Source organism: Chryseobacterium ureilyticum, from assembly GCF_900156735.1.
GTDB lineage: Bacteria > Bacteroidota > Bacteroidia > Flavobacteriales > Weeksellaceae > Chryseobacterium > Chryseobacterium ureilyticum.
Genome location: NZ_FTOL01000008.1, coordinates 141,721 through 166,066, shown reverse-complemented (window position 1 = coordinate 166,066; position 24,346 = coordinate 141,721). Strand labels below are relative to the sequence as shown.

The 24,346-nt window shown below is 39.1% G+C and carries 29 protein-coding genes; 23 read left to right on the top strand and 6 right to left on the bottom strand.

Annotation, left to right across the window (positions count from 1 at the left end):
* The first annotated feature begins 4 nt into the window (after positions 1-4).
* The 8 genes from BW983_RS19205 (at position 5) to BW983_RS19170 (ending at position 8,866) form a co-directional block, all read left to right on the top strand.
* Positions 5-640 carry a hypothetical protein gene (locus tag BW983_RS19205; protein ID WP_055134000.1) on the top strand — a complete coding sequence of 212 codons (636 nt, stop codon included), beginning with the start codon at positions 5-7 and terminating at the stop codon, positions 638-640.
* 30 nt (positions 641-670) lie between these two features.
* Positions 671-2,023 carry a hypothetical protein gene (locus BW983_RS23745; protein ID WP_055134001.1) on the top strand — a complete coding sequence of 451 codons (1,353 nt, stop codon included), beginning with the start codon at positions 671-673 and terminating at the stop codon, positions 2,021-2,023.
* Between the two features lie 370 nt (positions 2,024-2,393).
* Positions 2,394-3,536, top strand: a complete 1,143-nt coding sequence (locus BW983_RS19195; RefSeq protein WP_228409040.1) for an AAA family ATPase — start codon at positions 2,394-2,396, stop codon at positions 3,534-3,536.
* 3 nt (positions 3,537-3,539) lie between these two features.
* The gene (locus BW983_RS19190) at positions 3,540-6,020 is read left to right on the top strand and encodes a S8 family peptidase (protein ID WP_076553446.1); all 2,481 of its coding nucleotides are present in this window, start codon (positions 3,540-3,542) and stop codon (positions 6,018-6,020) included.
* A 27-nt stretch (positions 6,021-6,047) separates the two neighbouring features.
* On the top strand, positions 6,048-6,293 hold the full coding sequence (locus BW983_RS19185) for a DUF2188 domain-containing protein (RefSeq protein ID WP_076553445.1): 246 nt from the start codon (positions 6,048-6,050) through the stop codon (positions 6,291-6,293).
* A 315-nt stretch (positions 6,294-6,608) separates the two neighbouring features.
* Positions 6,609-7,310: a multiubiquitin domain-containing protein gene (locus BW983_RS19180; RefSeq protein WP_055134005.1), complete on the top strand. Its 702-nt coding sequence runs from the start codon at positions 6,609-6,611 to the stop codon at positions 7,308-7,310.
* Positions 7,285-8,463 carry a ThiF family adenylyltransferase gene (locus BW983_RS19175; RefSeq protein WP_055134006.1) on the top strand — a complete coding sequence of 393 codons (1,179 nt, stop codon included), beginning with the start codon at positions 7,285-7,287 and terminating at the stop codon, positions 8,461-8,463. Before BW983_RS19180 ends, BW983_RS19175 begins: the two co-directional genes overlap by 26 nt.
* A complete protein-coding gene (locus tag BW983_RS19170) occupies positions 8,450-8,866 on the top strand; it encodes a ubiquitination-like system serine protease family protein (RefSeq protein WP_228409039.1) in 417 nt (138 codons plus the stop codon). The genes BW983_RS19175 and BW983_RS19170 overlap by 14 nt, the downstream gene beginning before the upstream one ends.
* A gap of 86 nt (positions 8,867-8,952) precedes the next feature.
* On the opposite strand, the gene BW983_RS19165 is transcribed toward BW983_RS19170, so the two are convergent.
* A complete protein-coding gene (locus BW983_RS19165; protein WP_055134008.1) occupies positions 8,953-10,089 on the bottom strand; it encodes a DUF3800 domain-containing protein in 1,137 nt (378 codons plus the stop codon).
* 182 nt (positions 10,090-10,271) lie between these two features.
* On the opposite strand from BW983_RS19165, the gene BW983_RS19160 reads away from it, so the two are divergent.
* From BW983_RS19160 to BW983_RS19105, 12 genes are read left to right on the top strand one after another with little or no spacing between them, the layout of a single operon-like run.
* A complete protein-coding gene (locus tag BW983_RS19160; protein ID WP_026706465.1) occupies positions 10,272-10,577 on the top strand; it encodes a DUF4134 domain-containing protein in 306 nt (101 codons plus the stop codon).
* Positions 10,578-10,588: 11 nt separating this feature from the next.
* Entirely contained in the window at positions 10,589-10,921 is a 333-nt protein-coding gene (locus tag BW983_RS19155) for a DUF4133 domain-containing protein (protein WP_055134009.1), read from the top strand.
* Positions 10,918-13,422 (top strand): TraG family conjugative transposon ATPase, encoded by a 2,505-nt coding sequence (locus BW983_RS19150; RefSeq protein WP_076553443.1) that lies wholly within the window; start codon positions 10,918-10,920, stop codon positions 13,420-13,422. The genes BW983_RS19155 and BW983_RS19150 overlap by 4 nt, the downstream gene beginning before the upstream one ends.
* A gap of 27 nt (positions 13,423-13,449) precedes the next feature.
* Positions 13,450-14,082, top strand: coding sequence for a DUF4141 domain-containing protein (locus tag BW983_RS19145; protein WP_076553442.1), 633 nt, complete (start codon positions 13,450-13,452; stop codon positions 14,080-14,082).
* 2 nt (positions 14,083-14,084) lie between these two features.
* Positions 14,085-15,080, top strand: coding sequence for a conjugative transposon protein TraJ (gene traJ / locus BW983_RS19140; RefSeq protein ID WP_076553441.1), 996 nt, complete (start codon positions 14,085-14,087; stop codon positions 15,078-15,080).
* A 20-nt stretch (positions 15,081-15,100) separates the two neighbouring features.
* On the top strand, positions 15,101-15,724 hold the full coding sequence (gene traK, locus BW983_RS19135) for a conjugative transposon protein TraK (RefSeq protein ID WP_076553440.1): 624 nt from the start codon (positions 15,101-15,103) through the stop codon (positions 15,722-15,724).
* Positions 15,725-15,735: 11 nt separating this feature from the next.
* Entirely contained in the window at positions 15,736-16,164 is a 429-nt protein-coding gene (locus BW983_RS19130; protein ID WP_076553439.1) for a hypothetical protein, read from the top strand.
* A gap of 13 nt (positions 16,165-16,177) precedes the next feature.
* Positions 16,178-16,465 carry a nitrogen regulatory IIA protein gene (locus BW983_RS19125; RefSeq protein WP_076553495.1) on the top strand — a complete coding sequence of 96 codons (288 nt, stop codon included), beginning with the start codon at positions 16,178-16,180 and terminating at the stop codon, positions 16,463-16,465.
* Entirely contained in the window at positions 16,452-17,798 is a 1,347-nt protein-coding gene (traM, locus tag BW983_RS19120; RefSeq protein WP_076553438.1) for a conjugative transposon protein TraM, read from the top strand. The genes BW983_RS19125 and traM overlap by 14 nt, the downstream gene beginning before the upstream one ends.
* Before the next feature lie 24 nt (positions 17,799-17,822).
* Positions 17,823-18,716, top strand: coding sequence for a conjugative transposon protein TraN (traN, locus tag BW983_RS19115; protein ID WP_076553437.1), 894 nt, complete (start codon positions 17,823-17,825; stop codon positions 18,714-18,716).
* 20 nt (positions 18,717-18,736) lie between these two features.
* Entirely contained in the window at positions 18,737-19,297 is a 561-nt protein-coding gene (locus BW983_RS19110) for a conjugal transfer protein TraO (RefSeq protein ID WP_076553436.1), read from the top strand.
* Positions 19,298-19,309: 12 nt separating this feature from the next.
* Positions 19,310-19,759 carry a DUF3872 domain-containing protein gene (locus BW983_RS19105; protein ID WP_076553435.1) on the top strand — a complete coding sequence of 150 codons (450 nt, stop codon included), beginning with the start codon at positions 19,310-19,312 and terminating at the stop codon, positions 19,757-19,759.
* Positions 19,760-19,864: 105 nt separating this feature from the next.
* On the opposite strand, the gene BW983_RS19100 is transcribed toward BW983_RS19105, so the two are convergent.
* The 4 genes from BW983_RS19100 to BW983_RS19085 form a co-directional block, all read right to left on the bottom strand.
* Positions 19,865-20,236 carry a DUF1801 domain-containing protein gene (locus BW983_RS19100; protein ID WP_055133645.1) on the bottom strand — a complete coding sequence of 124 codons (372 nt, stop codon included), beginning with the start codon at positions 20,234-20,236 and terminating at the stop codon, positions 19,865-19,867.
* Between the two features lie 5 nt (positions 20,237-20,241).
* A complete protein-coding gene (locus BW983_RS19095; protein WP_055133646.1) occupies positions 20,242-20,700 on the bottom strand; it encodes a GyrI-like domain-containing protein in 459 nt (152 codons plus the stop codon).
* Positions 20,701-20,764: 64 nt separating this feature from the next.
* The gene (locus BW983_RS19090; RefSeq protein ID WP_055133782.1) at positions 20,765-21,475 is read right to left on the bottom strand and encodes a helix-turn-helix transcriptional regulator; all 711 of its coding nucleotides are present in this window, start codon (positions 21,473-21,475) and stop codon (positions 20,765-20,767) included.
* Between the two features lie 135 nt (positions 21,476-21,610).
* Positions 21,611-22,054, bottom strand: a complete 444-nt coding sequence (locus tag BW983_RS19085) for a GNAT family N-acetyltransferase (protein ID WP_055133647.1) — start codon at positions 22,052-22,054, stop codon at positions 21,611-21,613.
* Between the two features lie 160 nt (positions 22,055-22,214).
* On the opposite strand from BW983_RS19085, the gene BW983_RS19080 reads away from it, so the two are divergent.
* Together BW983_RS19080 and BW983_RS19075 are read left to right on the top strand one after the other, a co-directional pair.
* Positions 22,215-22,526 (top strand): helix-turn-helix domain-containing protein, encoded by a 312-nt coding sequence (locus BW983_RS19080; protein ID WP_034727230.1) that lies wholly within the window; start codon positions 22,215-22,217, stop codon positions 22,524-22,526.
* On the top strand, positions 22,507-22,812 hold the full coding sequence (locus BW983_RS19075; RefSeq protein ID WP_034727231.1) for a helix-turn-helix domain-containing protein: 306 nt from the start codon (positions 22,507-22,509) through the stop codon (positions 22,810-22,812). The genes BW983_RS19080 and BW983_RS19075 overlap by 20 nt, the downstream gene beginning before the upstream one ends.
* Here BW983_RS19075 and BW983_RS19070 read toward each other — a convergent pair.
* Positions 22,796-23,533, bottom strand: a complete 738-nt coding sequence (locus BW983_RS19070; protein ID WP_034727234.1) for a YoaK family protein — start codon at positions 23,531-23,533, stop codon at positions 22,796-22,798. The two genes, BW983_RS19075 and BW983_RS19070, sit on opposite strands and share 17 nt — an antisense overlap.
* Before the next feature lie 307 nt (positions 23,534-23,840).
* On the opposite strand from BW983_RS19070, the gene BW983_RS19065 reads away from it, so the two are divergent.
* Positions 23,841-24,302 (top strand): response regulator, encoded by a 462-nt coding sequence (locus BW983_RS19065; protein WP_034727237.1) that lies wholly within the window; start codon positions 23,841-23,843, stop codon positions 24,300-24,302.
* Positions 24,303-24,346 lie beyond the last annotated feature (44 nt).

Here is a 24,346-nt window from a genome sequence, read left to right as displayed (position 1 = left end):
CGTTATGGAAATAGTAATTGTGATATGCCTGCTGATAGTCATTGTCCTGCTTTTGCAGGATAAGATTGTCATTCATAAAAGGTCAAAGCAAGAACCTTCGCAGAAGAAAGTCAATCCGAACCTGCCCGATATTATGGGACAACCTAAACCCGTAGAACGCCTTTCAGTGCCAAACACTGCCAATGAACGCCAAATTGAGGAACCGGAGATAAACCCTGCTAATTTAGACATTGAATACGACGAAAATGAAAACGTCGGCATTCAAATCCGCAAGGAAGAGCTGGACGAAGTTTTCAGAAATATGCCTGATTTGGAGGAAGAGGAAGAAGAATGGAACAGGTACGGAATATTTGGTGGCGATAACAGTCTTGCCCAAGGGGTTACCTTTGAAGAACTAAGCTCCGTAGGTGCATTGCTCCAAAAAGAGAATTTGGAACAATCACAAAAGGAAACAGCGGTAGATATAGTTCAAAGATTACAGGGGACTGAATTATTCAGCCTGCTGGAAAATTCCATCGAGGGTGCCTCCCTAAAAATTGCCGAGCTTTTGGATAGCACACTCTCATCTGAAACGGAAGCCGGTTCTTCCACTTTGCGGAAAAATGATTTGAATGATTTTGACATTGGGGAGTTTGTATAGACTTCCCTTTGTCTTTTAAAATAAGAAAATATGGAAAATGGATTGCCAAATACTAATATAGAACCGGGCAGTTTGCTTGACCTGCGTTTGAATAAAGGCATACTACCTACACTTGATATTGCAGGTCATACATTCTATGTGGATTTACGCATGAACAAACTACGGCCAAAGGACGACTTTATATCCAAAGGCATAGACTTTACTGAAATAAAAGACTACTATGATCGTGACAGACGGGCATTTGTTATTCCTTATAATCCAACAAAACGCGAATTTCAGCAGGACGATGTTTCTAAAATGACCGAACTGCCTACTGATATTATCATAGTGCAGTTTCCCAATCAGTATGAATTGGATATAGTGGGATGGAATAGAAAGCATGGTAATAGCCTAACTGATCAGGATGTGAAACAAATGCACTTTGAAGCGCGTACCCTGCCGTGGGTAGACACCAATGTGATTGAACATATAAAACGTAATGTTGCCGAACAGCTACAACCAAAAGAAGAATATATTGTCAACCAACTAAAGGACAATCTGTATAAGATACCCACCGACACACAAAGGGTACTTCCGACATATAAAGTATTCGGAACAGAATTTATCGTCGATGTCAATCAGTTGGAACTCCGTCAAAAAGCCAATCCGAAAAATGTAATTTCTCTATCCGATATGGAAGAAAAAGCAGTACAGGGCTACAGATTTTGGTACAGCCCAAATACAAAGGGCTTGACAACATACGCCGAACCAGGAGCAAAATTAGCAGAGATACCCGACTTTGTAAAACTCGACCCAACTGGGATGTCAAAGAAACATAATATTTCCGAAGATATTATGGCGGGAATGGACGATTTCAAACTGATGGTTGATCAGGATGCGTTCGATAAAATTGCTTACAAAGGTATTATCCCAACGATAGATATTGCGGGACACACTTTTCATATTGACTTATTTAATGACAAATTGCACCCTAAAGATGATATCTGGTCACGGGGCATCATCTTTACCGAACTCAAACATTATTACTCGCACAAAGACAACATTTATACCATTCCTTACAATCAAAAGACGCATACCTTTCAGGAAGTGAGCCTAAATGTCAAGGAGATTCCTAAAGACCTCATTGTTGTACAAATTCCCGGCAAGCGTACCCTTGACCCAATTGGTCAAAACAAAGCGGGTGACTTAAATAGTTCAGACTATTTAAAAAAACATGGAGTGCAACTGAAATTTGACGCCAAAGTAATACCGTGGCATCAGACCCGTTTTGCGGAAACCGTAAAGCAAAACAATGGACAAGAAGTAAAGGTAGGACAAAAAAAATCCACTAGTCCAAAGCCAGAGGAAAGTGAATTCAGCAAAAGAAAAGGTCGCAGAATGTGAATTCAGCATGCTAAAAAGCTAGCTATTGGGCAGTTACCTTTTCTTTGAAACTGAAGTTTATTCTTTTGTTTTGTGGAAAATGATTTTGGAGAATTTTGACATTGGGAGTTTGTTTGATAGCAAACTCCCTTTTCTATTTGCAATGCTCTCCATTTATTAATATTCATGAAACATACTCACTTTCATGTCGTTAAACTTGTCTTTAACATAAAATAGAAACTAAAATCTTTTTTTTGGAAATTTATATCAAAAAATGGAAATAAAAATCTTGTTTTGGAAATTTATTACTATATTTGCATTTATAACTTAAGAAACAAATAAGCAAATGCTCAAATATTTCAGTATAGTACAAGCTCTAAGCAGGTCCGCATTGGCAACGCCGAATGAAGCTGTCACGCATCAAATTAGAAGATTAAAAGAAAGTCTGGAAAAAGATGGGTTTACTAAAGAGGCAAAGTCATTGGAGGCTTTGTTGACTGCTTCTGAATCATCGCTTGACATGTCTCCAAGTAAAATCCAGAGATCTTTCGTTGTTTTAAAAGGCGAGGAAGTAACTCCTAAGACATCGATCCCTGTAGATAAGGAGACATCAACACCATTGGCAGAGATTTTTTTCCCTGATGATCTACCAGAAAAAGCCCCAATGTTTGATGGTAATATCCAGCTTGCTATTCACTCAATTGTAAATGAATGGAGTAAATTCGATCAACTTTTAGAAATTAATGCTACCCCTGCTAGCTCCTGCTTAATTTATGGTGCGCCAGGAACTGGTAAAACACATTTAGCAAAATGGATTGCAAAACAAATTGGATTACCTGTAGTACTGGCAAGGTTAGAAGGGCTTATGTCTTCGTATTTAGGAACTACATCTCGAAATATTGGTAATCTGTTCGCTTTTGCTAATAGGTATAAATGCATCTTACTTCTTGATGAGTTTGATGCAATTGCTAAACTCCGTAACGATCCACAGGAGGTTGGTGAAGTAAAAAGAGTAGTCAATACGTTGTTGCAAAGTCTAGATTCACGTCATGAAAAAGGTTTTACCATTGGTGTAACCAACCATGAAAGTCTCCTTGATCCCGCTATTTGGAGAAGGTTTGATATACAGGTTGAAATTCCTAAACCTTCTCCCGAAGTAATGATTCAATTACTCAAGAATTTTATTACGCCTTTAGAATTTAACGAAAGTGAGATTAAATTTTTAGCATGGTGCCTTGATGGTTCATCAGGTGCTGATGCAGAAATGCTTTCGAAATGGCTAAAGAGAGCTTTTGTGTTAGAAAAGAAAAGCAATATCGTAGAAGTAATGAAGCAATTTGCTGTGCTCAACTCTGGAAGGGTAGACACAAAAAAGAGAAATGTTATGGTTCACAGTGATGAAGATTTTATAAACATGCTGTTAAACGATAAGGTTTACTCTTTTAAACAGAAAGATCTAGCATCATTGTTCGGAATGACCCCGTCAACTTTGAGTAAGCAGCTATCGAAATTTAAAGATTCTGAAAAAATATAAGTTATGGCAAATAGTCCTGTTCAAATAGTATTAAATAGCGATGCTTTTATCGAGGCATTAGAAAATAATGGAGGCGGTGGTTCTAAAGACTTTTTTGCCGGAAATGATACCGAATTCATCGAGCATCGAGATAATATTCAAAATCAGCTTAGTGAGATAAAGAGCATGCAATTGGTAAATAGTTTTGCTAAGGTTTCTTATGCGAAAGTTACATTAAAGCAAACGGCATTAGCAAAAAGTCATCGTCCAACTTCACAAGTTTTTAAAAGGGATGTTGCTCCTATAATTGGAGCTGGAGATTTGGGAGAATTATTTGTCGAACTGACGCCAGAAAGTATTGATAAAATAAATACTAAAGTTGGACAGGCTGAACCCGAAACAAGATATAAAGAAAAGAATGGGAAGAATGAACCTAATCCTTCAAGATTAAGAAGTGAAGTCGGTGCAATTGAAGGAATTAGCCCATATACTGCAAGTGACAAAAGGAATTTTTCTGTTAAAGAAGCCGTAAAATGGCTATCTAATGCTCAAACTGGCGGTTCGTATATGGTAGAATTGTTTGAAGCTCCTCCGGCGAGGCAAGATTGGGATTTACTAAGTAAATACAAATTCGATTTGTTTGATAGCTTTTTTGGAGGGCTAACCATTTTAGGCACAGGCTTATTTGTGTCAAGAATTACTACCGGTCAAGGCTCATCTGTTGTGTTTGGTGTCAAATTAGAAAAAACCGATTCAACTCCCGTAATACAGCTTTACTCATCATCAACAGCAGGCAAATCAGGAGAGAAAAAATCTATTGACCTAAACTTGGAGAGACATAACGAATTATTAGAATATTTGGGAAATCATCCATTGGTAAAAAAAGTTACTCTTCCTCCCATCATTACACAAAGCTCAACTGTCAAGTCTCAGGTCAAAGGTGAAAACTTTACTGTTCTTGCTCCTGATCATAAAGGATCATATCCAAAAATATGCGTTGTAGACGGAGGTGTTTCAGATGTTTATGGCGACTGGATAGAAGATCGTTGGGGATTAATTAGCAGCATGGACAAAGACGAAAATCACGGTACTTTTATAGCTGGATTAGCAATATTTGGCCAACAATTAAATGGGAAGGCTATTTGCCGGGAAATTGATGGTTGTAAAATTATAGATCTTGATATATTACCTCGTGCTGATAGATATAGCTCGTACTATTCAAAACCTCTAGAATTTTTTAATGAACTTGAAACTGCTGTTCAGGAATTAAAAGCTAGAACTGGAGTTCGAATATTTAATTTCAGCCTGAATATAGAAGAGCATGCATCAACTACAGGCTATAGCGTTCCTGCACAAATTTTGGACAAAATTGCAGAAGAAAACGATGTCGTTTTTGTTATTTCGGCGGGTAATACGCATCCTAGAGATATTAGAAAAGAATGGCCTGTGGATCATTTCGATGCATTAAAAATATTAGCTTCTTCGAGAAATGACGCTATTAAAAAACCAGCTGAAAGCTGTCGCAATATTAGTGTTTCAGCTTTAAACCCTCCGCATCTTGAAGGTGTTGTTCCTTATGCTCTAAGCAGTTACAGTTGTCGTGGACCTGGACTACGAGTAGGACTCAAACCTGATTTTGCTCATATTGGTGGTTCTGGGACTAGTCACCCAACTTTAGGACATGGTCTTCTATCTTTAGACCCAACGAGTAATATTGTAGATGGTTGCGGAACTAGTTACGCAGCTCCTAATGTAGCAAAGACTTTAGCAAGTCTTGATCATTCGATTGAAGGTATAGTTTCAAGGGAAACACTAATCGCTCTTGGAATCCATCATGCTGTATTGCCAGAGTCCCTCAACGACAAAAATTTGAGAAATGTCTCCAAACACTTGGTTGGATTCGGTATGCCGGATGGTTCTGAAGACATTTTGAACGGAAATTCATCTGCAATAACATTAGTATTTGCAAACCGAGCCATAAGTGGCCATAAAATGAGTTTTAAATTTTCATGGCCGTCAAGCTTAGTAAGGGATGGTAAATGCTTTGGGCACGCAAAACTCACCATTGTAAGCACTCCAAGATTTGATTACAGATTTGGATCTGAGTTTGTCAGAATAAATATCGACGCAGCTCTGAGACAGCTACAAAATAATGGTAACTATAAAGGAAGGTTGAATGCAATTTATACGCCAGAAGATGGTGACGGAAGTTTATATGAGAAAGATCAGATTGAACATTCTTTCAAATGGAGTCCAGTGAAAGTTTATGAAAAAACTTTCCCCCGAGGAGTTGGACCATCGACAGAATGGAAACTAGATGTAGAGTACTTGTCAAGAGATGGTGTAACTATACCAGCTGCGGGTGTACCATTTACAGCAATACTAACAATTTCAGATCCTAATAGTGAGAAACCAGTATTTAATGACATGCGACAAATGCTACAGTCTCTTGGAGTCCAGGCAGTTGACATCAAAACTGCAGCTCGAATTGTACCAAGAGTTTAATTTAATAATTTAAAAAAACATATAATTATGGCAAATTACCATGTAACACAAAAGAAAGGGCAAGACGGATGGAATGTCCAGAAGGAAGGCGGCAAGAAAGCTTCAGCAGTTGCCAGTACTCAAAAGCAAGCTGAACAACTAGCAAAACAGTTTTCATCAAATAATGGCGGAGGAGAAGTTAGAATACATCGCCCAAATGGTGGGCCAATTAGAGATAGTGACACTGTTAAACCCGGAAACGATCCAAAATCAGTAAAAGACACAAAATTTTAATGAGAAAGAGACGGTAAGAAAATAAAAAACCAGGCGAAAATCACCTGGCTTGATTCCTTAAAGGAAACAAAAGCCCTTGCAAGGCTCTTGGTAGTAATGTTTTTGCACTTCAAAACTACCTCCTTTATTTGAAATAAACAAGCTTTTCGTGATTTTAAACCTCCTGCCGGTACAATTCAGGTAGTGGGGCTTGGTATTAATAGTATAAAATTTCAATTGCATCAGAATTAAACTATCGCAGGGTACGCCCTATTTATTGCCGAAATGATAAGCAATAAGCAATTAAATATTAATTAATATCAATTTAAATTCAAGATGAATTCAAATAAACATGAAGGGGAATCACATTCCCAAAATCCAAAAGTACCTCTAACATTTGTAATAGAAGGTAAAGAGTATGAAGCCTTTGACCAGTACAAAACAGGAGCAGAATTAAAACAGCTTGCTGGGATACCTTTAGATACCGAGTTGTTTTTGTCAATTAGCAAACCTTATCAGGATGAGCTTATTGAAAATGAGAAACAAGTTAACTTGGCTCGACCTGAAACCGAGTATTTCTTTGTAAAGAAAAAGCTTCAGTTTTTCATTAATGACAAGCCCTTTACCTGGTATAAGCAATACATCAGAGGTGCTCAAATCAGAGAACTGGGTAATATACCTGTTGAAGATGATATCTTCCTTGACATCAAGGAAGGTTGGCAAGACGATCAAATATTAGATGATGAAGTCGTTGATTTAGCTCGTCCGGGTAAAGAGAAGTTTTTCTCTAAGCCTAGACCAACGGAGTTTACAATCATTGTGAATGCTCGTCCACATATTTGGAAAGAAGCACACATCTCTTTTGAGCAGTTGGTTGTGTTGGCTTTCGGATCATACGATAATAACCCAAACAAGGGTTATACGGTTACTTATAGCAGAGGTTGGGAACCAAAACCGGAAGGCACTATGATTAAAGGTTCGATTGTTCGTGTAAAAAATAAAATGATCTTCGATGTCACAGCAACTGATAAATCATAGTCCTGACCTTAAACGTCTAAGAGACGAAGGTTATGAGATCGAGGTACGTGGTGGATATTTACTTATCCACCATATACCCTTTGTAGATCAAAACAATCAAATCCAATATGGAATATTGGTAACTACGCTTACACTAAGTTGTAATGAACGAACGGGAACTCCGGATAACCATGTTATACATTTTATTGGGGATAACCCCTGTGAAATTGATGGTACAGTCATTACAGCAATCCAGCATAGCAATACTACTTCTGTACTAAACCATCAGGTTACGGTAAACAGATCTTTTTCAAATAAGCCTGCTGCCGGATATCCGAACTACTATGAAAAAGTCAAGAGGTATGCAGACATCATTTCCGCACCTGCGAAATATCTGGACCCTTCAGTTACGGAAAAGACTTTTAAGGTCATACCGGACAGTGGTAATGAAACAGTATTTGAATATATTGACACCAATTCCAGCCGCGCAAACATCGAAATGATTAATGCAAAGTTAGAAAGGCAGAAAATAGCAATTATTGGGCTGGGCGGTACTGGAGCATATATTCTGGATTTGGTAGCTAAAACTCCGGTAAAAGAAATCCATATATACGATGGGGACACCTTTGACCAGCACAATGCTTTCCGTTCTCCCGGTGCAGCGTCAATGAATGATCTGTACGAAAACCCGAGAAAGGTGTCTTATTATCAAAAGTTGTATTCAAACATGCGCAAGTATATCCATGGGCATGACTACTATGTAAAGAAAGAGAACTTACAAGAGTTGGATCAAATGGATTATGTATTTGTATGTGTAGACAAGAATGCCGTAAGGAAGATAATAACGGATTATTTGGTAAGTGTAGATGTCGCTTTTTCCGATGTAGGTCTAGGGGTTAATGTAGTTGATGATAAACTTACAGGTGCTGTAAGGGTTACTTCTGCTTCTCGTGACAAAAATGATCATCTGCCCCTCCGTATTTTTTCGGAAGACTCTGATAATAATGAATACGCTACCAACATTCAGGTAGCTGAACTGAATGCATTAAATGCTGTTTTTGCTATCCTGAAATGGAAGAAGTTATCTGGAATTTATGTTGATCTGGAAAATGAATATCACAGCTCATATTCCATTAGTGTGTCTAAAATTTTCAATGAGGATGTTACACCATAAATTTGTTGAGTTCATTCCTGAAAAGGTTGAGGAGGGCGTTTTGTATGTCTCAATAGAATGCTGTACTGCAATACACAAATGTGTATGCGGATGCGGTAATGAAGTGGTGACCCCGTTATCTCCGACAGATTGGAAACTGACTTTTAATGGTAAAGCAGTTACGCTTCACCCCTCTATAGGCAATTGGAATTTTGAATGTCAGTCCCACTACTGGATAAGGAACAATAAAATTGAGTTTGCTGGTCGTTGGACAGAAAGAGAAATCCACTTAGGTAGAGAAAATGATCTAAAACATAAAGAAGAATATTTTGAAATGCCAGATATTCCAAAAGAAGAACCTGTTGTTCAAGAAATCCCTAAACCTACTATTTGGCAGAAAATCTCCAAACTCTTCCGATTGTAGAACTTTAATTTTATCTCTATAAAGCCGAGGGTAATTCTTCGGCTTTATTTATATAATTGTCTTTAGGTTATCTGATACTAATTAGGTTATTTTCCAGCAATAATCTCGCATAGCTCCCCAAATTTCATTACCTCTTCGTAACTATCTGTTGCGTGTAGAAAGGCGGGGTTTTTATGGTCTGATTTATTAATAATATCAATAAATAACTTCATGTTTTCTAATTGCAAAGCTGAGAACGAGTCGATATCTGCTTTAATTTCTTCCATATTGTGTGTATTCCTGTAATTGGTGTATTTACCCATGAAACCAACGAAAACATCAGATAGTTGTGTCAAATGGCTATCCTGAGAATCAACAAAAGAATAGTTTTTAAACTCTACTCCTTTATCTAGCATTCTATACTCGTTCAAAGCCTCTCGGATGGAATCCTCATTATCGAATATATGAGTTGAATTCTTGAAAGTGTAGATGGGTCTAAGATAAAAATGTGTCAAATCTGCCAGCAAAACATAATCTTTTTCATCCATAACAAAAGCTAGTTCGCCTTTCTTTTTAGACTCTTTCAGTATCTGCCGTAACGATTCCAACCCAAAGTGAAATTCTGGTATCGGAAGATATGCCTCAAAAAGGTTGCTCAATGCCTCTATAAAATCACCAATTTTTTCAGGTTTAACATTAGGATATTCAAAAGCATAAAAAAGTTTGATAACGGCGTCTATTTCAAGACGGCAGAGTTTATAGAGGTCGTTCTTTAGTCGGTTGTCAAATCCAGGGCCTAATCTCATAGCCACATCAGAGTTCATGATAGCAGAATCTACAATGTCCACAACCGACCAATAGAGAATATTAAGACTTGAATAATGCACATAAAGATCACTATCCTTTAAAAAGTGCAAGAACAGGTTTAACTTCTGGGATTTGAGGCAATCAAGAAAATCCCCGAATGCTATATGTTTGAATTTAACTTCCTTAGCTGTTTTTTGCAATTTAAAGCTATCTATCAATGGCTGTACGTCTGGTACTTCTCCCTGATGTAGAAGTCCACCCAAAACGAAGTTTGCTGTAAATGTATAATTGAAATCATTTTCTCTTACATAGAATGTTTTGATGTTATTGGTTTCATCATAATAGAATATGTACGGTGTCGCAAAATCTACCCTTGGATTCAATAATCGGGCAAATTGATTAGCATCTTCTATTTCTGCTATTTCAAAATCTATCATAGTATTAACTTATTAAAAATAATAAGTGACTAAGTTATAAAAAAATCCCCCTTAGACCGCCACCCACCGCCAAACAATTCCTTTGACTGCCACTTTGTTATAACGCCCTGATTTCTGAAACACCTTTGTCCCGAAAGTCCGCAAGGTGCGGGAAAGTAGTAACAAAATAATACGTTTCAATTATGGAAAAACAAAGAAAAAAAGTTTTGCTGGCAGCCGTGGCTATGCTGTCAGGAATTGGTGCTTTCGCACAGGGAAACGGTACAGCAGGTATCAACGAGGCTACCCAAATGGTAACGTCTTATTTCGACCCAGCAACCCAATTAATCTACGCCATCGGTGCGGTCGTCGGGTTAATCGGAGGTGTTAAGGTGTACAATAAATTCAGCTCAGGCGACCCCGACACATCAAAGACTGCGGCAAGCTGGTTCGGTGCGTGTATCTTCTTAATCGTAGCGGCTACCATCCTGCGTTCATTCTTCCTTTAATCCTTTGCTTTATGAACAATTACAACATAAACAAAGGCATCGGAAGAACGGTGGAATTTAAAGGTTTGAAAGCACAATACCTTTTCATTTTCGCAGGTGGGCTGCTCGGTACGCTCATCTTCGTGATGATACTGTATATGGCAGGCGTAAACTCTTACATCTGCCTGTTTCTCGGTGCTGGTGGTGCTTCGCTGATTGTATGGCAGACCTTTTCGCTGAACAGAAAATATGGCGAACACGGATTAATGAAGATAGCGGCTAATAAAAGGCATCCCCGCTACATCATCTGTCGCAAGCCTGTACACCGCTATTTAAAATTCACTCCTAAACAGAATGCCGTATGAGAAATGTATCAAAGACTACCACACTGGAAAGCAAGTTTCCGTTACTGGCAGTAGAAAACAACTGCATTCTTTCCAAAGATGCAGACATTACCGCCTGTTTTGAAGTGCGTTTGCCGGAACTGTTTACTGTAGCTTCTGCGGAATATGAAGCCATACATTCCGCTTGGCACAAAGCTATCAAGACTTTGCCGGATTTTACAGTAATCCACAAACAGGATTGGTACATTAAAGAAAGTTATGCGCCCAATTTGGCAGCCGACAACCAGAGTTTTTTGGCAAAATCCTATCAACGCCATTTTAACGAGCGACCGTTCCTAAACCATTATTGCTACCTCTTTTTAACTAAGACAACCAAAGAGCGTATGCGTATGCAAAGCAACTTCAGTTCTCTTTGCAAAGGTTCGCTGATCCCGAAAGAAATAAGGGATAAGGAAGCTATACACCGCTTTATTGAAACCGTGGCACAGTTTGAGCGTATTGTGAACGATAGCGGTTTTGTAAGTCTGCGACGTTTGACCGAAGAAGACATTATTGGTATAGACGGGAAACAGGGATTGCTGGAACAGTACCTTACACTATCAAGGGAACCTGGAACACCGATGCAGGACATCGCACTCGGAACAGAGGAAGTTCGTATCGGGAACAAAAGGTTAAGCCTGCACACGCTTTCGGACACGGATGATCTACCCGGAACAGTATCTGCCGATACCCGTTTTGAAAAACTATCTACAGACCGGAGCGACTGTCGTTTATCATTCGCTGCTCCTGTGGGATTACTCCTTAGCTGTAACCATATCTACAACCAATACTTGTTTTTGGATAACAGCGAAGCCAACCTACAAAAGTTTGAGAAGTCCGCAAGGAATATGCACTCACTGGCAAGGTATAGCCGTGCCAACCAGATCAACAAAGAGTGGATAGAAAAATACCTGAATGAAGCACATTCGTTCGGTCTTTCTTCCGTAAGAGCACACTTCAACATTATGGCGTGGTCGGAAGACCCTGCGGAACTGAAACAGCTAAAAAATGATTGTGGTAGTGCTTTAGCATTGATGGAATGTAAACCCAGACACAACACTACGGATGTAGCAACATTGTACTGGGCAGGAATGCCGGGTAATGCAGGTGATTTTCCCGCAGAGGAAAGTTTTTACACGTTTATTGAGCCTGCATTGTGCTTTTTTACGGAAGAAACCAATTACCACAATTCGCCATCACCATTTGGTATCAAGATGGCTGACCGCCTGACTGGAAAACCTATCCATTTGGATATTTCGGACTTGCCGATGAAACGTGGAATTATTACCAACCGTAACAAGTTTATACTTGGTCCCTCGGGAAGTGGTAAATCGTTTTTCACAAACCACATGGTAAGGCAATACTACGAACAGGGCGCTCACGTATTGCTCGTAGATACCGGAAATTCCTATCAGGGTTTATGTGAACTCATTAAGGGAAAGACGAAAGGTGAAGACGGTGTGTACTTCACTTATACAGAAGACAATCCCATTGCCTTTAACCCTTTCTATACCGATGACGGCGTTTTCGACATTGAAAAGAGAGAAAGTGTCAAGACTTTGATACTCACACTCTGGAAACGTGATGATGAACCGCCAACCCGTTCAGAAGAAGTGGCTTTATCAAATGCAGTAAGCGGATATATCGAAAGAATAAAATCGGACGATGTTTACCCATCATTCAACGGCTTCTATGAGTATGTAAAAGGCGATTACCGCAAGGTATTGGAGGAAAAGCAGGTAAGGGAAAAGGACTTTGATATTGCCAATTTTCTCAACGTACTCGAACCTTACTACAAAGGTGGTGAGTACGATTATTTGCTGAACTCCGATAAGCAGTTAGATCTGCTTTCTAAACGCTTTATCGTATTTGAAATTGATGCGATTAAAGACCACAAAATCCTCTTTCCCATAGTTACTATCATTATTATGGAAGTTTTCATCAACAAGATGCGTAGGCTGAAAGGTATCCGTAAGCTCATACTGATTGAAGAAGCGTGGAAGGCAATTGCCAAAGAAGGAATGGCAGAATACATCAAGTATTTGTTTAAAACCGTACGTAAGTTTTTCGGAGAAGCGATTGTCGTAACGCAAGAGGTCGATGATATTATCCAATCACCCATCGTCAAAGAAAGTATCATCAATAATTCTGATTGCAAAATCCTCTTAGACCAACGCAAGTATATGAACAAGTTCGATGATATACAGGCAATGTTGGGGCTTACCGACAAAGAAAAAGGACAGGTACTTTCCATCAATATGAACAACGATGCAAGCCGACTTTACAAAGAGGTTTGGATTGGCTTAGGTGGTACGCACTCGGCAGTCTATGCCACCGAAGTTAGTTTGGAGGAATACCTCGCATACACCACCGAAGAAACCGAAAAAATGGAAGTGATGCAGCTTGCTTCCGAATTGGACGGTAACGTAGAACTCGCCATTAAGCATATCGCAATGCAAAGGCGTGACAAAGTAAATCAATAGTCATTAACATTTTAAAATTCAGAAACAATGAAAAAAGTATTGTATCTGGTGTGTACGGCATTAATGCTCGCCGTTGCACCATCAGCGAAAGCCCAATTTGTAGTAACTGACCCTGCAAACCTGGCTTCAGGGATTATTAACAGTGCGAACGAAATCATACAGACTTCTTCCACCGTGAGCAATGTCGTAAAGAACTTCAACGAAGTGAAGAAAGTGTACGACCAGGGCAAGGAATATTACGACAAGCTGAAAGCTATTAACAACCTTGTGAAAGATGCCCGTAAGGTGCAGCAAACCGTACTCTTAGTAGGCGATGTTTCCGAAATGTACGTGCAGAATTTTGGTAAGATGATGAACGACCCAAATTTCACACCACAGGAATTGGTTGCTATTGGCAATGGTTATTCGGCACTACTCAATGAAAGTACTGAACTGCTGAAAGAATTGAAGCAGATTATAACCTCTTCAAGCCTTTCGCTAAACGACAAAGAGCGTATGGATATTATTGATCGTGTGTACAAAGAGGTAAAGGATTACCACAGCCTTGTACGCTATTACACCAATAAGAATATTTCTGTAAGCTACCTAAGAGCGAAAAAGAAAAACGATGCCAAAAGAGTGCTTGAACTATACGGAACCTCTAATCAAAAATACTGGTAAAAATGGAATGGGATAATCTTCACGAACTCCTGCGTTCGCTTTACGACGATATGATGCCGCTTGCAGGCGATATGGCAGCAGTGGCGAAGGGATTGGCTGGATTGGGTGCGTTGTTCTATGTGGCATTAAAGGTTTGGCAGGCTTTAAGCCGAGCAGAACCTATTGATGTGTTTCCGTTGTTGCGTCCGTTCGCTTTGGGACTTTGCATAATGTTCTTCCCAACCTTTGTGTTGGGAACCATTAATGCAGTATTAAGCCCGGTGGTTACAGGAACCCACGCCATACTCGAAGACCAGGTGCTTGATCTCAACAAACTGCAACAGCAGAAAGACCAATTGGAATACGAAGCAATGGTCAGAAATCCCGAAACCGCCTATATGGCATCAGACGAAGAGTTTGATAAAAAGCTGGATGAATTGGGTTGGTCGCCATCGGACGTTGGTACAATGGCGGGAATGTATATGGACAGGCAAGCCTACAAGATAGAGAAAGCAATAAAGGATTGGTTTCGCAATTTACTGGAAATACTCTTTCAGGCTGCGGCTTTGGTTATTGATACCATACGCACATTTTTCCTGATAGTCCTTTCCATACTCGGACCAATAGCTTTTGCTATTTCTGTTTGGGACGGATTTCAGTCCACGCTCACACAGTGGATCACGAGGTATGTCAGCGTATATCTCTGGCTTCCTGTTTCGGATTTATTCAGTTCGATGCTGGCAAGAATACAATCCCTCATACTGGAAAGGGATATAGCAATGCTTGCCGATCCGACCTACATACCTGACACCAGCAATACGGTGTATATCATTTTTATGATTATCGGCATTATCGGATACTTCACAATTCCGACAGTAACAGGTTGGGTAATCCAAGCCGGAGGCGCAGGAAACTTTACCCGCAACGTGAACCAAGCTGCAATGAAAACAGGGAACATCGCCGGAGCCGGAGCAGGTTCCACAGTTGGAAACATTGGCGGTAAACTGATGAATAAATAAACAATTAATCATTCTAAAAAATGGAATTTAAAACGCTAAGAAATATCGAAAACAGCTTTAGGCAGATAAGATTATATGCCATTGTGTTTGCGGTTCTCTGCATTGGCGTGGTAGGATATGCCGTATGGCAGTCCTACCGCTTTGCAGAAGAACAACGCCAAAAAATCTATGTACTGGATAACGGCAAATCTTTGATGCTTGCCTTATCACAAGATGCGGGCATCAACCGACCTGTGGAAGCTAGGGAACACGTCAGACGTTTTCACGAGCTGTTCTTTACACTCGCTCCAGATAAAAATGCTATCGAAAGCAATATGAGCAGGGCATTTAACCTTGCGGATAAAAGTGCTTTTGACTATTACAAAGACTTATCTGAAAAGGGTTATTACAACAGAATTATTTCAGGGAATGTTCAGCAACGTATCGAGGTCGATAGCGTGGTCTGCAATTTCGACACCCATCCTTATGCGGTGCGTACCTATGCCAAGCAGTTCATTATCCGTTCTAGCAATGTAACCAGGCGCAACCTGATTACTTCCTGCTATCTCGTAAACTCCGTCCGTTCCGACAACAATCCGCAGGGCTTCAACATTGAAAAGTTTGCGGTGGTTGAAAACAGGGATATAGAAGTTATCGAACGCTAAAAAACAATCTTATGGAAACATTATCAGATTTAAACACGTTTGCAAAAATCCTTACCGACAAAGGATATAACGGCTATTTCCATACGCAAGGTGCGTATGCCGGAAAGTTGAAAGAAAGTATCAGCGATTACCTCGAAAGCTGCCAAAAAGGTAAAGATAGTTTGTCCAAGCAGGATTTATTGCTGACAGGCTACCTGCAATGGTCGGGCGATGACAAGCCCCGTGTAGAATGCAGTATGTGGGTAAAATACCTGAACGGGAAATTCTCTCTCAATAAAATGGAGGTGGCAAGGAAAGACCAATTCGGACAACTGCTGAAAAAATCGGAACTGACAAACCTGTCTGTAATATCTGCACCCAAAGCGGCTGAGGTAGTCGCTTTGGTCAATGATGAACAAAAACAAAAGGCAGGTAAAAGCCCTAAGCGTTTCAAGCTCTAAAACAGAAAAAGGTATGAAAAAATTAAGAGCAAATATGGACAGATATTTTGACAAGCTGGACGAACGCTGGCGGGAGTTACCCCTACGAAAACAGCATCAATATACGCTGTACTTCTTTGTAGGTTACCTGCTGCTTACCATGGCAGTGATTGGCAAAGTAATGTACGATACCTCAAAATCCGGTAACGATATAATTATTGAGCATATCGAAAACCCTGTCCTCAAAAAAAGTGAAAGCCCTGCAAGATTACAGGACACATTATCAACAATTCTAAAAAATAAGATTTATGAAAGAAAATGAGAACAAAAAATCGGTTGTTCGGGTAACGGAGGGGAACCCGACAGCAACCACTGATGTGTTGCAAGACGGCACACAGAATAATAAGGAGAAGCTCAAAAAGCCCTTAATCTTCGGTTTAATGGCGATTGTCTTCGTGGGTTGTATGTACCTCATATTTAAACCGTCCGAAGATAAAAAAGCGATTGAAAACATTGGGCTGAACGATGCAGTACCAGAAGCTACCGGAGCCGGAATGCCTGCCGACAAAGGCAAGGCGTATGAGCAGGAAATGCTGGAAAGCAAAGAACAGGAAAAGCGGAATGCTTTAACTACGCTTTCTGACTATTGGAATACCGAAGACAGAGAAGAGCCGATTGATGAACAACTTCCTGAAGAAGATCAAAGCAACAGCTATGGAGGTGGCAGAAGCTCGGGAAGAAACGGCAATCCTGCATTGAGCAGTTACCGCAATGCACAAAGCACATTAGGTTCATTTTATCAGGATAACAACTCGGAAACAATGGAACTTCGTAGGCAATTGGACGAAATGAAAGAAAAGCTGGCTGAAAAAGATGTGCCACCTGTTGCCACCGTAGATGACCAACTTAAACTAATGGAGAAATCCTATGAAATGGCAGCAAAGTATCTACCGAAAAATACGACTACTGAAAATGCAACACCTGCTAATGGTGCTGTTCCGGGTGCTGTTAGTGCTGCGGGTACTAACCAAAAAGAGCATTTTGTATCGTTTACGCCTGCAAGAAAGAATACCGTATCAGCCCTGTACCGTGAGCCTACGGACAGTGCTTTTTTAGCCGATTGGAGCCAAACAAAGAACCGTGGTTTTTATACCGCCGGTTCTGTGGAGCAGGTGATACAGCCTAAAAATAGTATAAAAGCCTGCATACACGATGCTCAAACAGTAGTTGGCGAAACGGGTGTGCGTTTACGATTGTTAGAGCCTGCCCAAACGCCACAACGAGCCATTCCAAAAGGAACGATTGTAACGGCAAATGCCAAATTTCAGGGAGGTCGATTACAGCTAAAAATTACCTCCATAGAACTGGAGGGAAACATCATTCCGGTTGATATTACTATTTACGATTTGGACGGACAGCAAGGTTTGTACGTTCCGTATTCGCCCGAAATGAACGCTCTTACTGAAATGGCGGGCAATATGAGCCAGACTTCGGGAACAAGCATAATGCTCACGCAGAATGCCGGACAACAGGTTGCTGCTGATTTAAGCCGTGGCGTGGTGCAGGGTATTTCGGGCTATTTCGCTAAAAAAGTACGCACACCCAAAGTTGCCCTAAAAGCAGGGCATCAGGTCTTCCTTGTATCTAAAAAATAATGTTGAACTCAAATAAATAAAACAATGAAAAATCATTTAAAAACCTTTTGGGCAATTGCCCTGATACTCGGCTTTGCCGTACAATCTTATGCACAGGATAGCATCAGAACTCCGCTTGCGTTGGGCAAGATAGAACCGTATAAAATGGAAGTGACCTACAATAAGACATCACACCTGATTTTCCCCACTGCTATACGCTATGTGGATTTGGGTAGCGAATACCTGATTGCAGGGAAAGCGGAAGATGCGGAAAACGTGTTGCGTGTAAAAGCAACGGTAAGGGATTTTGAACCTGAAACCAATTTTTCAGTCATTACGAATGACGGACGTTTTTACAGTTTCAATGTGTATTACAGTTCCTATCCCGAAGCATTGAGCTATGACTTGCTCACAATGCAAAAGGCAGTGGATAAAGCCAACGGTAACGATGTGCTTTTTGAGGAATTGGGCAACAATTCGCCATCGCTGGCAGGCTTGTTATTGGAAACCATTTACAAAAAGGACAAACGCATTGTAAAGCATATCGGGGCTAAGAGTTTCGGTATTCAGTTTATCCTCAAAGGTATCTACATACACAACGGCAAATACTATTTCCACACGGAATTGAGAAACCGTACCAATGTGCCGTTTCAGATTGATTTTGTGAATTTCAAAGTGGTGGATAAAAAGGTGGCAAAACGTACCGTAGTTCAGGAACGCCCGATAATACCGCTTAGAACTTACAAACCTTTGGACGAGATTGGCGGAAAACTAACCGAACAAAACGTTTTTCTGTTAGACCAATTTACCATTGCCGATGATAAGATACTGCTGATTGAGATTTTTGAGAAAAACGGGGGCAGGCATCAAACACTTCAGATAGAAAACTGCGATTTAATCAAGGCTCGTTTGATTAACGATATGCACCTGAAATTTTAATAACCCTTTAAAGCAATTTTATGAAAAAATATATCTATACCCTGATGCTCATCTTTATGGCCATCACGGTTACACAGGCACAAAGAATGCTTCCAAAACAGAAAGGACTGGAAGTAAGTGCAGGTGTATTATCTGATGATAAAATCGGCAATGATTATTATATCAATATCGGTATGACCGTAAACAGCAAGAATGGTAACTATCAGCTTTGGGCATTGGAATACACGCACCAATACCACGATTACAAAGACCTTCGCATACCACAGGAAACTTATACTGCCGAGGGCGGTTACAGTTTCTTCCTCTTGGGCGATGCCCGTAAAAACATTACGCTGAACTTCGGAATAACAGGCGTAGTCGGTTACGAAAGTATCAATCGTGGCGAAACGATGTTATATGACGGGGCAAAGATTTTGAGCGAGGATAATTTCATCTACGGAGCAGGCGGTCGCCTCACATTTGAAACACACCTGTCCGACCGATTTGTGTTAGTCCTGCAAGGACGTACAAAGGTTTTGTGGGGTACGGATTTGCAACGGTTCCGACCATCCGCAGGTGTGGGATTAAGGTTTAATTTTTAAAACGTAAAAACAATGATAGCAATCTTCAATAAATTCAGAATAGGATTACTGCCGATATATGTAATGCTGGCAATCCTCACAGCTTCGGTTTCTTTGGTATCTTGTAGCAAAGATGATGAACTCGAAATACAGAACAATTTTCCTTTTGAGGTAAACGTGATGCCAGTTCCAAAAGATGTAGCCAATGGGCAGACGGTAGAAATACGCATTACTATACAGCGTACAGGCAATTACAGCAACACGCAGTATTTTCTCCGTTACTTTCAGTTTGACGGACAAGGAACCTTGCAATACTACGATGAGCAACCGTATTTACCGAACGATTTATACCCATTGCCCACAGAGCAGTTTCGCTTGTATTACACTTCAACATCTGCCGTGTCACAATCTTTTGAGGTTTGGATTTCGGACAGCTTTGGAAATGAAAAGCAATTGAGCTTTGAGTTTAACAGTAGCGATTAATATTACTTATATAAAAGCAAAACCGACTGTTACAGGTCGGTTTTTTGCTTTCTGACAAAGTGTTCTTCTGTTCAAATTAAATAATTAGGTCAGCTTTTCTATTGGTCAATCTTTTAATTTTATTATGCCTGTTCTATATAAGTCCAATGCTTTTTGTAAAATGCCCTCAATTGTTCCTATGGGTAAGTCTTTATTAGGATTAACTCTAAAAATTTTCATTCGGGAACGATTACCTTCTTCCAATTCGGGATGACTAAGATATTTTCCTTCAACCATCAAAATATAGGGTTCTTCAGTCTTTTTATCTATCCACAAATAGCAAAACATTTTTTTCTTATAGCAGAAGCAAGGCATTCCCCATTTCCTGGTTTCATCAATAGCTGTATCCTGATTAAGAATAATGTCCCTTAACGCAAGTAAGCAACTCTTGTTGGGTTCTTCTTTATCCAAGTAAAAACTGTGAAGCTTTTCAACCATTTTATTTATTTTATTGCAATTAAAATATCTATCTCTGCATCTGCTGGGTTTTGTGCTTTCTCACCAAATACTTCAAAGTCTGCCGTGAACAGTCTATTTAGATCCATTTCCCAAATTTCAAACCATTTATTTATGACTAAGTCTTTCATTAAATCTCCTTTGGTTGAGAATTTAACATAGTTTCCACCCTTAATTGATTTACCTACCATTCCGACAGGAATAGTGTCTAAATTTTTCACTTTGCAACCCAGTATGGTCGTATAAGGCTTAGTATGGTCACTTTCATAATCCGTATAAATGGAATATATAGTATTGTCAATTTTGTTCGGAATTGCTTCCAGAACTTTATCATTTATAAATCTACCCCACAAATCCCCAATATCTTTTGCGACCTGATTGTTTTTATTTGTGGTTCTTACCGAAATACCGATTACTTTAAAAGACTCAATAGTTAATTTTTCCATTTCTTGAAATATTTTAGTTCAACCACAAAAATAAAATGGGGTTGCGACAACCTTATGTCAAGGGTCACGAAGAATATTTTTTCTTACAGATTTCAAAATATTCCTGCAAGGTCATTTTATGGGGTTCAAACTGTTCGTTGAGTGTTGTAAGGTGTTGAATTCTATCAAGTCGAAAGGCTCTGAAATCATTTCGCAACAAGCAAAAAGCAATAAGTATCCAGTTGTCTTGTGTACTGTAAATAGCAAAAGGCTCAATGGTTCTTTCCGTTGTTTGATTTGTATCCGGTGAATGATATTTAATCTTTACAAGATTGAAATTTGTTAAGGCCAATTGTAAGGTCGATAGAAAATTGCTTGTTCGGTTAACGCCTGTATTTTGCCTGCATACAACTCGGTCGGAGAGCAAGTTTGCTTTGTCTTTGGTATTGGTACGTAAAACGGATTTGATCTTATTGATGGCTTCCGAATAATCTTTTACAAATGAAGCATCTTTGTTTTTATTTATAAGCTTTTGGGCAGTTATTAACGCATTGGCTTCGCTTTCGGTAAACATTACGGGCGGAATTCTGTAACCTTCCATCAAGGTATAGCCTTTTCCTTCCTCTGTCAGAATAGGAACTCCCGCTTGTTCCAATGCTTTTATATCTCTATAGATAGTTCTGGTGCTAACCGAAAATTTTTCGGCTAATTGATTAGCTGTAATTAGTCGCTTTGTCTGTAATTGGGTTAGAATTGCAGTCAGTCTGGAAAGTCGTTTTGTATCGTTATCATTCATTGGAACTATTGTTAGTTCTTTTTTGCAGGTTATATGCTTCGTAAACAAGTATTTTCTGTTACTAAATTTCTTGTGGAAAGCAAACGTCAATTTACCACATAATTCATAATCTTGCACAATGGGTATTAACAGTAGTTAATTTTTTAATACCATATGTAAAGTGGGATACGGTTTTCCCGATGAATCCAATTCCGAACGACTTTTTGTTTCAAACCCACATTTTTTATAAAAACCTACTGCTTGTTCGTTTTGTTCATTCACATCCACTTTTTTTACATTCATTTTTTCAATTGAATAATTCAATAATATTTTTCCAATCTGCTTACCTCTATAGTCTGGATGAATGAATAACATTTCCAAATTTTGATCAGCTACTCCAAGAAAACCAGTTATTCGACCTTCCTCATTTTTTACACACTTCAATTCAACAGCATCTAGATAAATATTTAAGATAAGTGGTTTAAAATATTGAATATCCTCTTCTTTCAAAAAGTGATGTGTTGCTCGAACAGATGCTTCCCAAATATCGACCACTTCCTTATATTCTGTTTTTTTAATATTATCTATTTTGTATTTCATGTTATCTTAATTACTACTAACACGCAAATTTACGAAATAAAGCCTACGGCAAATATAGCTTTATGCCAAATACTGCCTTTCAAAGCCAATCAATACCACATTTTCCAAGCCTTTACAAATCCTTGATAAATTCGACTTCCACAGCAAAATTGAGCAAATAATGGAAGTTATCGCAATACAAAAGTCCGTATTGGACGGGATGAAAATGGAACTGAAAGCACTTTTGGAATTGACCGAAAATGCCACTCGGAAATATGTACCGATTTTCAACAAAGAAAAGTGGCTGGATAACCAGGAAGTGTGCCTGATGATGGGTATTACCAAACGGACATTGCAGACCTATAAAGACAAAGGATTGTTGCCTTATTCCAAACTGAACCGCAAGAATTATTACAAACTCTCGGATGTACAGGCTTTACTCGGAGTCGGACAACCGTATAATATCAAATACAATGGATTTACTGACGAATGAAGCTGAAGAAGTAATCGAACAACAGCAAATGATAATGCTGTTGAGAAACCGTATTGAAGAAATATTGAAAAACTATCGTCCTGTAATGAATGGAGAAATCTACTTGTCGGGCGAAGATGTGTGTAGGCTACTCCATATCAGCAAAAGGACTTTACAGCAATATCGTGATGATAATATCCTGCCATTTATACAAATTGGGGGTAAGATAATCTATAATGAAACAGATCTGGTAAGGATACTGGAAGAGAACTATACCGGGAAGAATACGGTCAATGATGGTTTCTGAACTTTCTTTTCAGATAATAGTACCGAAACAATAACCGGTCATACCATAAAGCGAAAATTAACAATCCTACCGGAAGCAAAAGAGTTCTTAATTCAAGATATGAATAAGTAAAGCCACCTATTATACAACCCAAAAAGAAACAACAGATGATTGCCAGCTTTAAGAATATACTTTTATTCAACTGTATCCGTTCTGGCCGATCTCTGTAAAAGAACAGCTGTGACAGTTCTATTCCCAGATCCGTGAACAAACCCGTTAGGTGGGTAGTTCTTACCACCGATTGGGATACCCTCGTTACCAATGCATTCTGTAATCCCATAGAAAAAAGTAGAGCTGACGATAATAGAATTGAAAACCTGGCATATTCATTCGGTAGTAAAAATGCTGAAAAACTCACCGCCAATAATATGATTATTTCAAGGAATATGGGTATAATATAAGGTGTTTGTGGTTTGTATTTTGAAACCCACTCCATAAGAAGACTTGAAACAAACGCTCCAAACAGAAAAAACAAAATGTAAAATAAATATGCAAAAGCCATTCTGTAATTTCTTAAAACAAGTTCCTCAGAAAAAAAAGCAAAATGACCTGTTACATTAGTAGTTAGCGTATGTAATTCTAAAACACCGGTAATGTTTACGACACCTGCTACACCGGATAATATTGAGGCTAATTTTAGGTTGTGCGTATAAGTACGACCTTTGCCTTTATGTCTAAACATTTGCTTCCTTTTGTTGTAAATTTACAAAATTGCTGTTGCCCCTTGTTCATAATTGTATATAATCTGTAACATTCGTACATTTGCTTTATTAAATATAGAAATACTTAAAGTGTTTTTGCTTTAAGTCCCACATTGAAAACTGGTAATTTTTAGACAACGGGACAATAAGGAAGAACGCTCATGCCATAGGCGTGGGCGCTCGCTTATTCGTTGTCGGGTATACCAGTACCTCAATGTGCGGTAAGTGTAGTTGCCTGCGCTTTCTTTTTGTGCAGGAAACTCCATTAACTCAAAATCTGACAATATTATGGAAACTGGTACAGCACAACAAAAAATCACTCTCGCATTTATCAACGACAAAAGCCCTATTTTAGATGGTATCTGCCAAGACCTTGTCGCTTCAGGAACTGAAGTCTTATTTCGTTCGGAAAGCATTGAAGATGGACTATCGCAATTATCAGAATTAAATGAACCTCCCAATGTTAGTATTATTGACCTTGATTTTTACGACAGGAATGTGCTGGCACAGATTCAAGAATTAAGGACAGAATATCCAACAATAAAGCTTATTGCTCATAGTGATATTGATGCTGAAAAAGTCGTAAAACCTCTTTTTGAAATTGGTTTTACAGGTTATTTGCTCATTGGTAGCGATGCAGACGATTTCAAGAAAGCCATTGAAGTTGTTATCAATGGCGGAAGATATTTTAGTGTGGGAGTAGCAAATATTGCACAGGAATATTTTAATAATGATTTTCATAGTGAATAAAGTAATTCATTCTACTAACTTATTAATAAGTTTTATTTCAGCCA

Coding starts and splice junctions, on each gene's coding strand:
- BW983_RS19205 (WP_055134000.1), top strand. CDS start 5: ATGGAAATAGTAATTGTGATATGCCTGCTGATAGTCATTGTCCTGCTT.
- BW983_RS23745 (WP_055134001.1), top strand. CDS start 671: ATGGAAAATGGATTGCCAAATACTAATATAGAACCGGGCAGTTTGCTT.
- BW983_RS19190 (WP_076553446.1), top strand. CDS start 3,540: ATGGCAAATAGTCCTGTTCAAATAGTATTAAATAGCGATGCTTTTATC.
- BW983_RS19185 (WP_076553445.1), top strand. CDS start 6,048: ATGGCAAATTACCATGTAACACAAAAGAAAGGGCAAGACGGATGGAAT.
- BW983_RS19180 (WP_055134005.1), top strand. CDS start 6,609: ATGAATTCAAATAAACATGAAGGGGAATCACATTCCCAAAATCCAAAA.
- BW983_RS19175 (WP_055134006.1), top strand. CDS start 7,285: ATGTCACAGCAACTGATAAATCATAGTCCTGACCTTAAACGTCTAAGA.
- BW983_RS19170 (WP_228409039.1), top strand. CDS start 8,450: ATGTTACACCATAAATTTGTTGAGTTCATTCCTGAAAAGGTTGAGGAG.
- BW983_RS19165 (WP_055134008.1), bottom strand. CDS start 10,089: ATGATAGATTTTGAAATAGCAGAAATAGAAGATGCTAATCAATTTGCC.
- BW983_RS19160 (WP_026706465.1), top strand. CDS start 10,272: ATGGAAAAACAAAGAAAAAAAGTTTTGCTGGCAGCCGTGGCTATGCTG.
- BW983_RS19155 (WP_055134009.1), top strand. CDS start 10,589: ATGAACAATTACAACATAAACAAAGGCATCGGAAGAACGGTGGAATTT.
- BW983_RS19150 (WP_076553443.1), top strand. CDS start 10,918: ATGAGAAATGTATCAAAGACTACCACACTGGAAAGCAAGTTTCCGTTA.
- BW983_RS19145 (WP_076553442.1), top strand. CDS start 13,450: ATGAAAAAAGTATTGTATCTGGTGTGTACGGCATTAATGCTCGCCGTT.
- traJ (WP_076553441.1), top strand. CDS start 14,085: ATGGAATGGGATAATCTTCACGAACTCCTGCGTTCGCTTTACGACGAT.
- traK (WP_076553440.1), top strand. CDS start 15,101: ATGGAATTTAAAACGCTAAGAAATATCGAAAACAGCTTTAGGCAGATA.
- BW983_RS19130 (WP_076553439.1), top strand. CDS start 15,736: ATGGAAACATTATCAGATTTAAACACGTTTGCAAAAATCCTTACCGAC.
- BW983_RS19125 (WP_076553495.1), top strand. CDS start 16,178: ATGAAAAAATTAAGAGCAAATATGGACAGATATTTTGACAAGCTGGAC.
- traM (WP_076553438.1), top strand. CDS start 16,452: ATGAAAGAAAATGAGAACAAAAAATCGGTTGTTCGGGTAACGGAGGGG.
- traN (WP_076553437.1), top strand. CDS start 17,823: ATGAAAAATCATTTAAAAACCTTTTGGGCAATTGCCCTGATACTCGGC.
- BW983_RS19110 (WP_076553436.1), top strand. CDS start 18,737: ATGAAAAAATATATCTATACCCTGATGCTCATCTTTATGGCCATCACG.
- BW983_RS19105 (WP_076553435.1), top strand. CDS start 19,310: ATGATAGCAATCTTCAATAAATTCAGAATAGGATTACTGCCGATATAT.
- BW983_RS19100 (WP_055133645.1), bottom strand. CDS start 20,236: ATGGTTGAAAAGCTTCACAGTTTTTACTTGGATAAAGAAGAACCCAAC.
- BW983_RS19095 (WP_055133646.1), bottom strand. CDS start 20,700: ATGGAAAAATTAACTATTGAGTCTTTTAAAGTAATCGGTATTTCGGTA.
- BW983_RS19090 (WP_055133782.1), bottom strand. CDS start 21,475: ATGAATGATAACGATACAAAACGACTTTCCAGACTGACTGCAATTCTA.
- BW983_RS19085 (WP_055133647.1), bottom strand. CDS start 22,054: ATGAAATACAAAATAGATAATATTAAAAAAACAGAATATAAGGAAGTG.
- BW983_RS19080 (WP_034727230.1), top strand. CDS start 22,215: ATGGAAGTTATCGCAATACAAAAGTCCGTATTGGACGGGATGAAAATG.
- BW983_RS19075 (WP_034727231.1), top strand. CDS start 22,507: ATGGATTTACTGACGAATGAAGCTGAAGAAGTAATCGAACAACAGCAA.
- BW983_RS19070 (WP_034727234.1), bottom strand. CDS start 23,533: ATGTTTAGACATAAAGGCAAAGGTCGTACTTATACGCACAACCTAAAA.
- BW983_RS19065 (WP_034727237.1), top strand. CDS start 23,841: ATGGAAACTGGTACAGCACAACAAAAAATCACTCTCGCATTTATCAAC.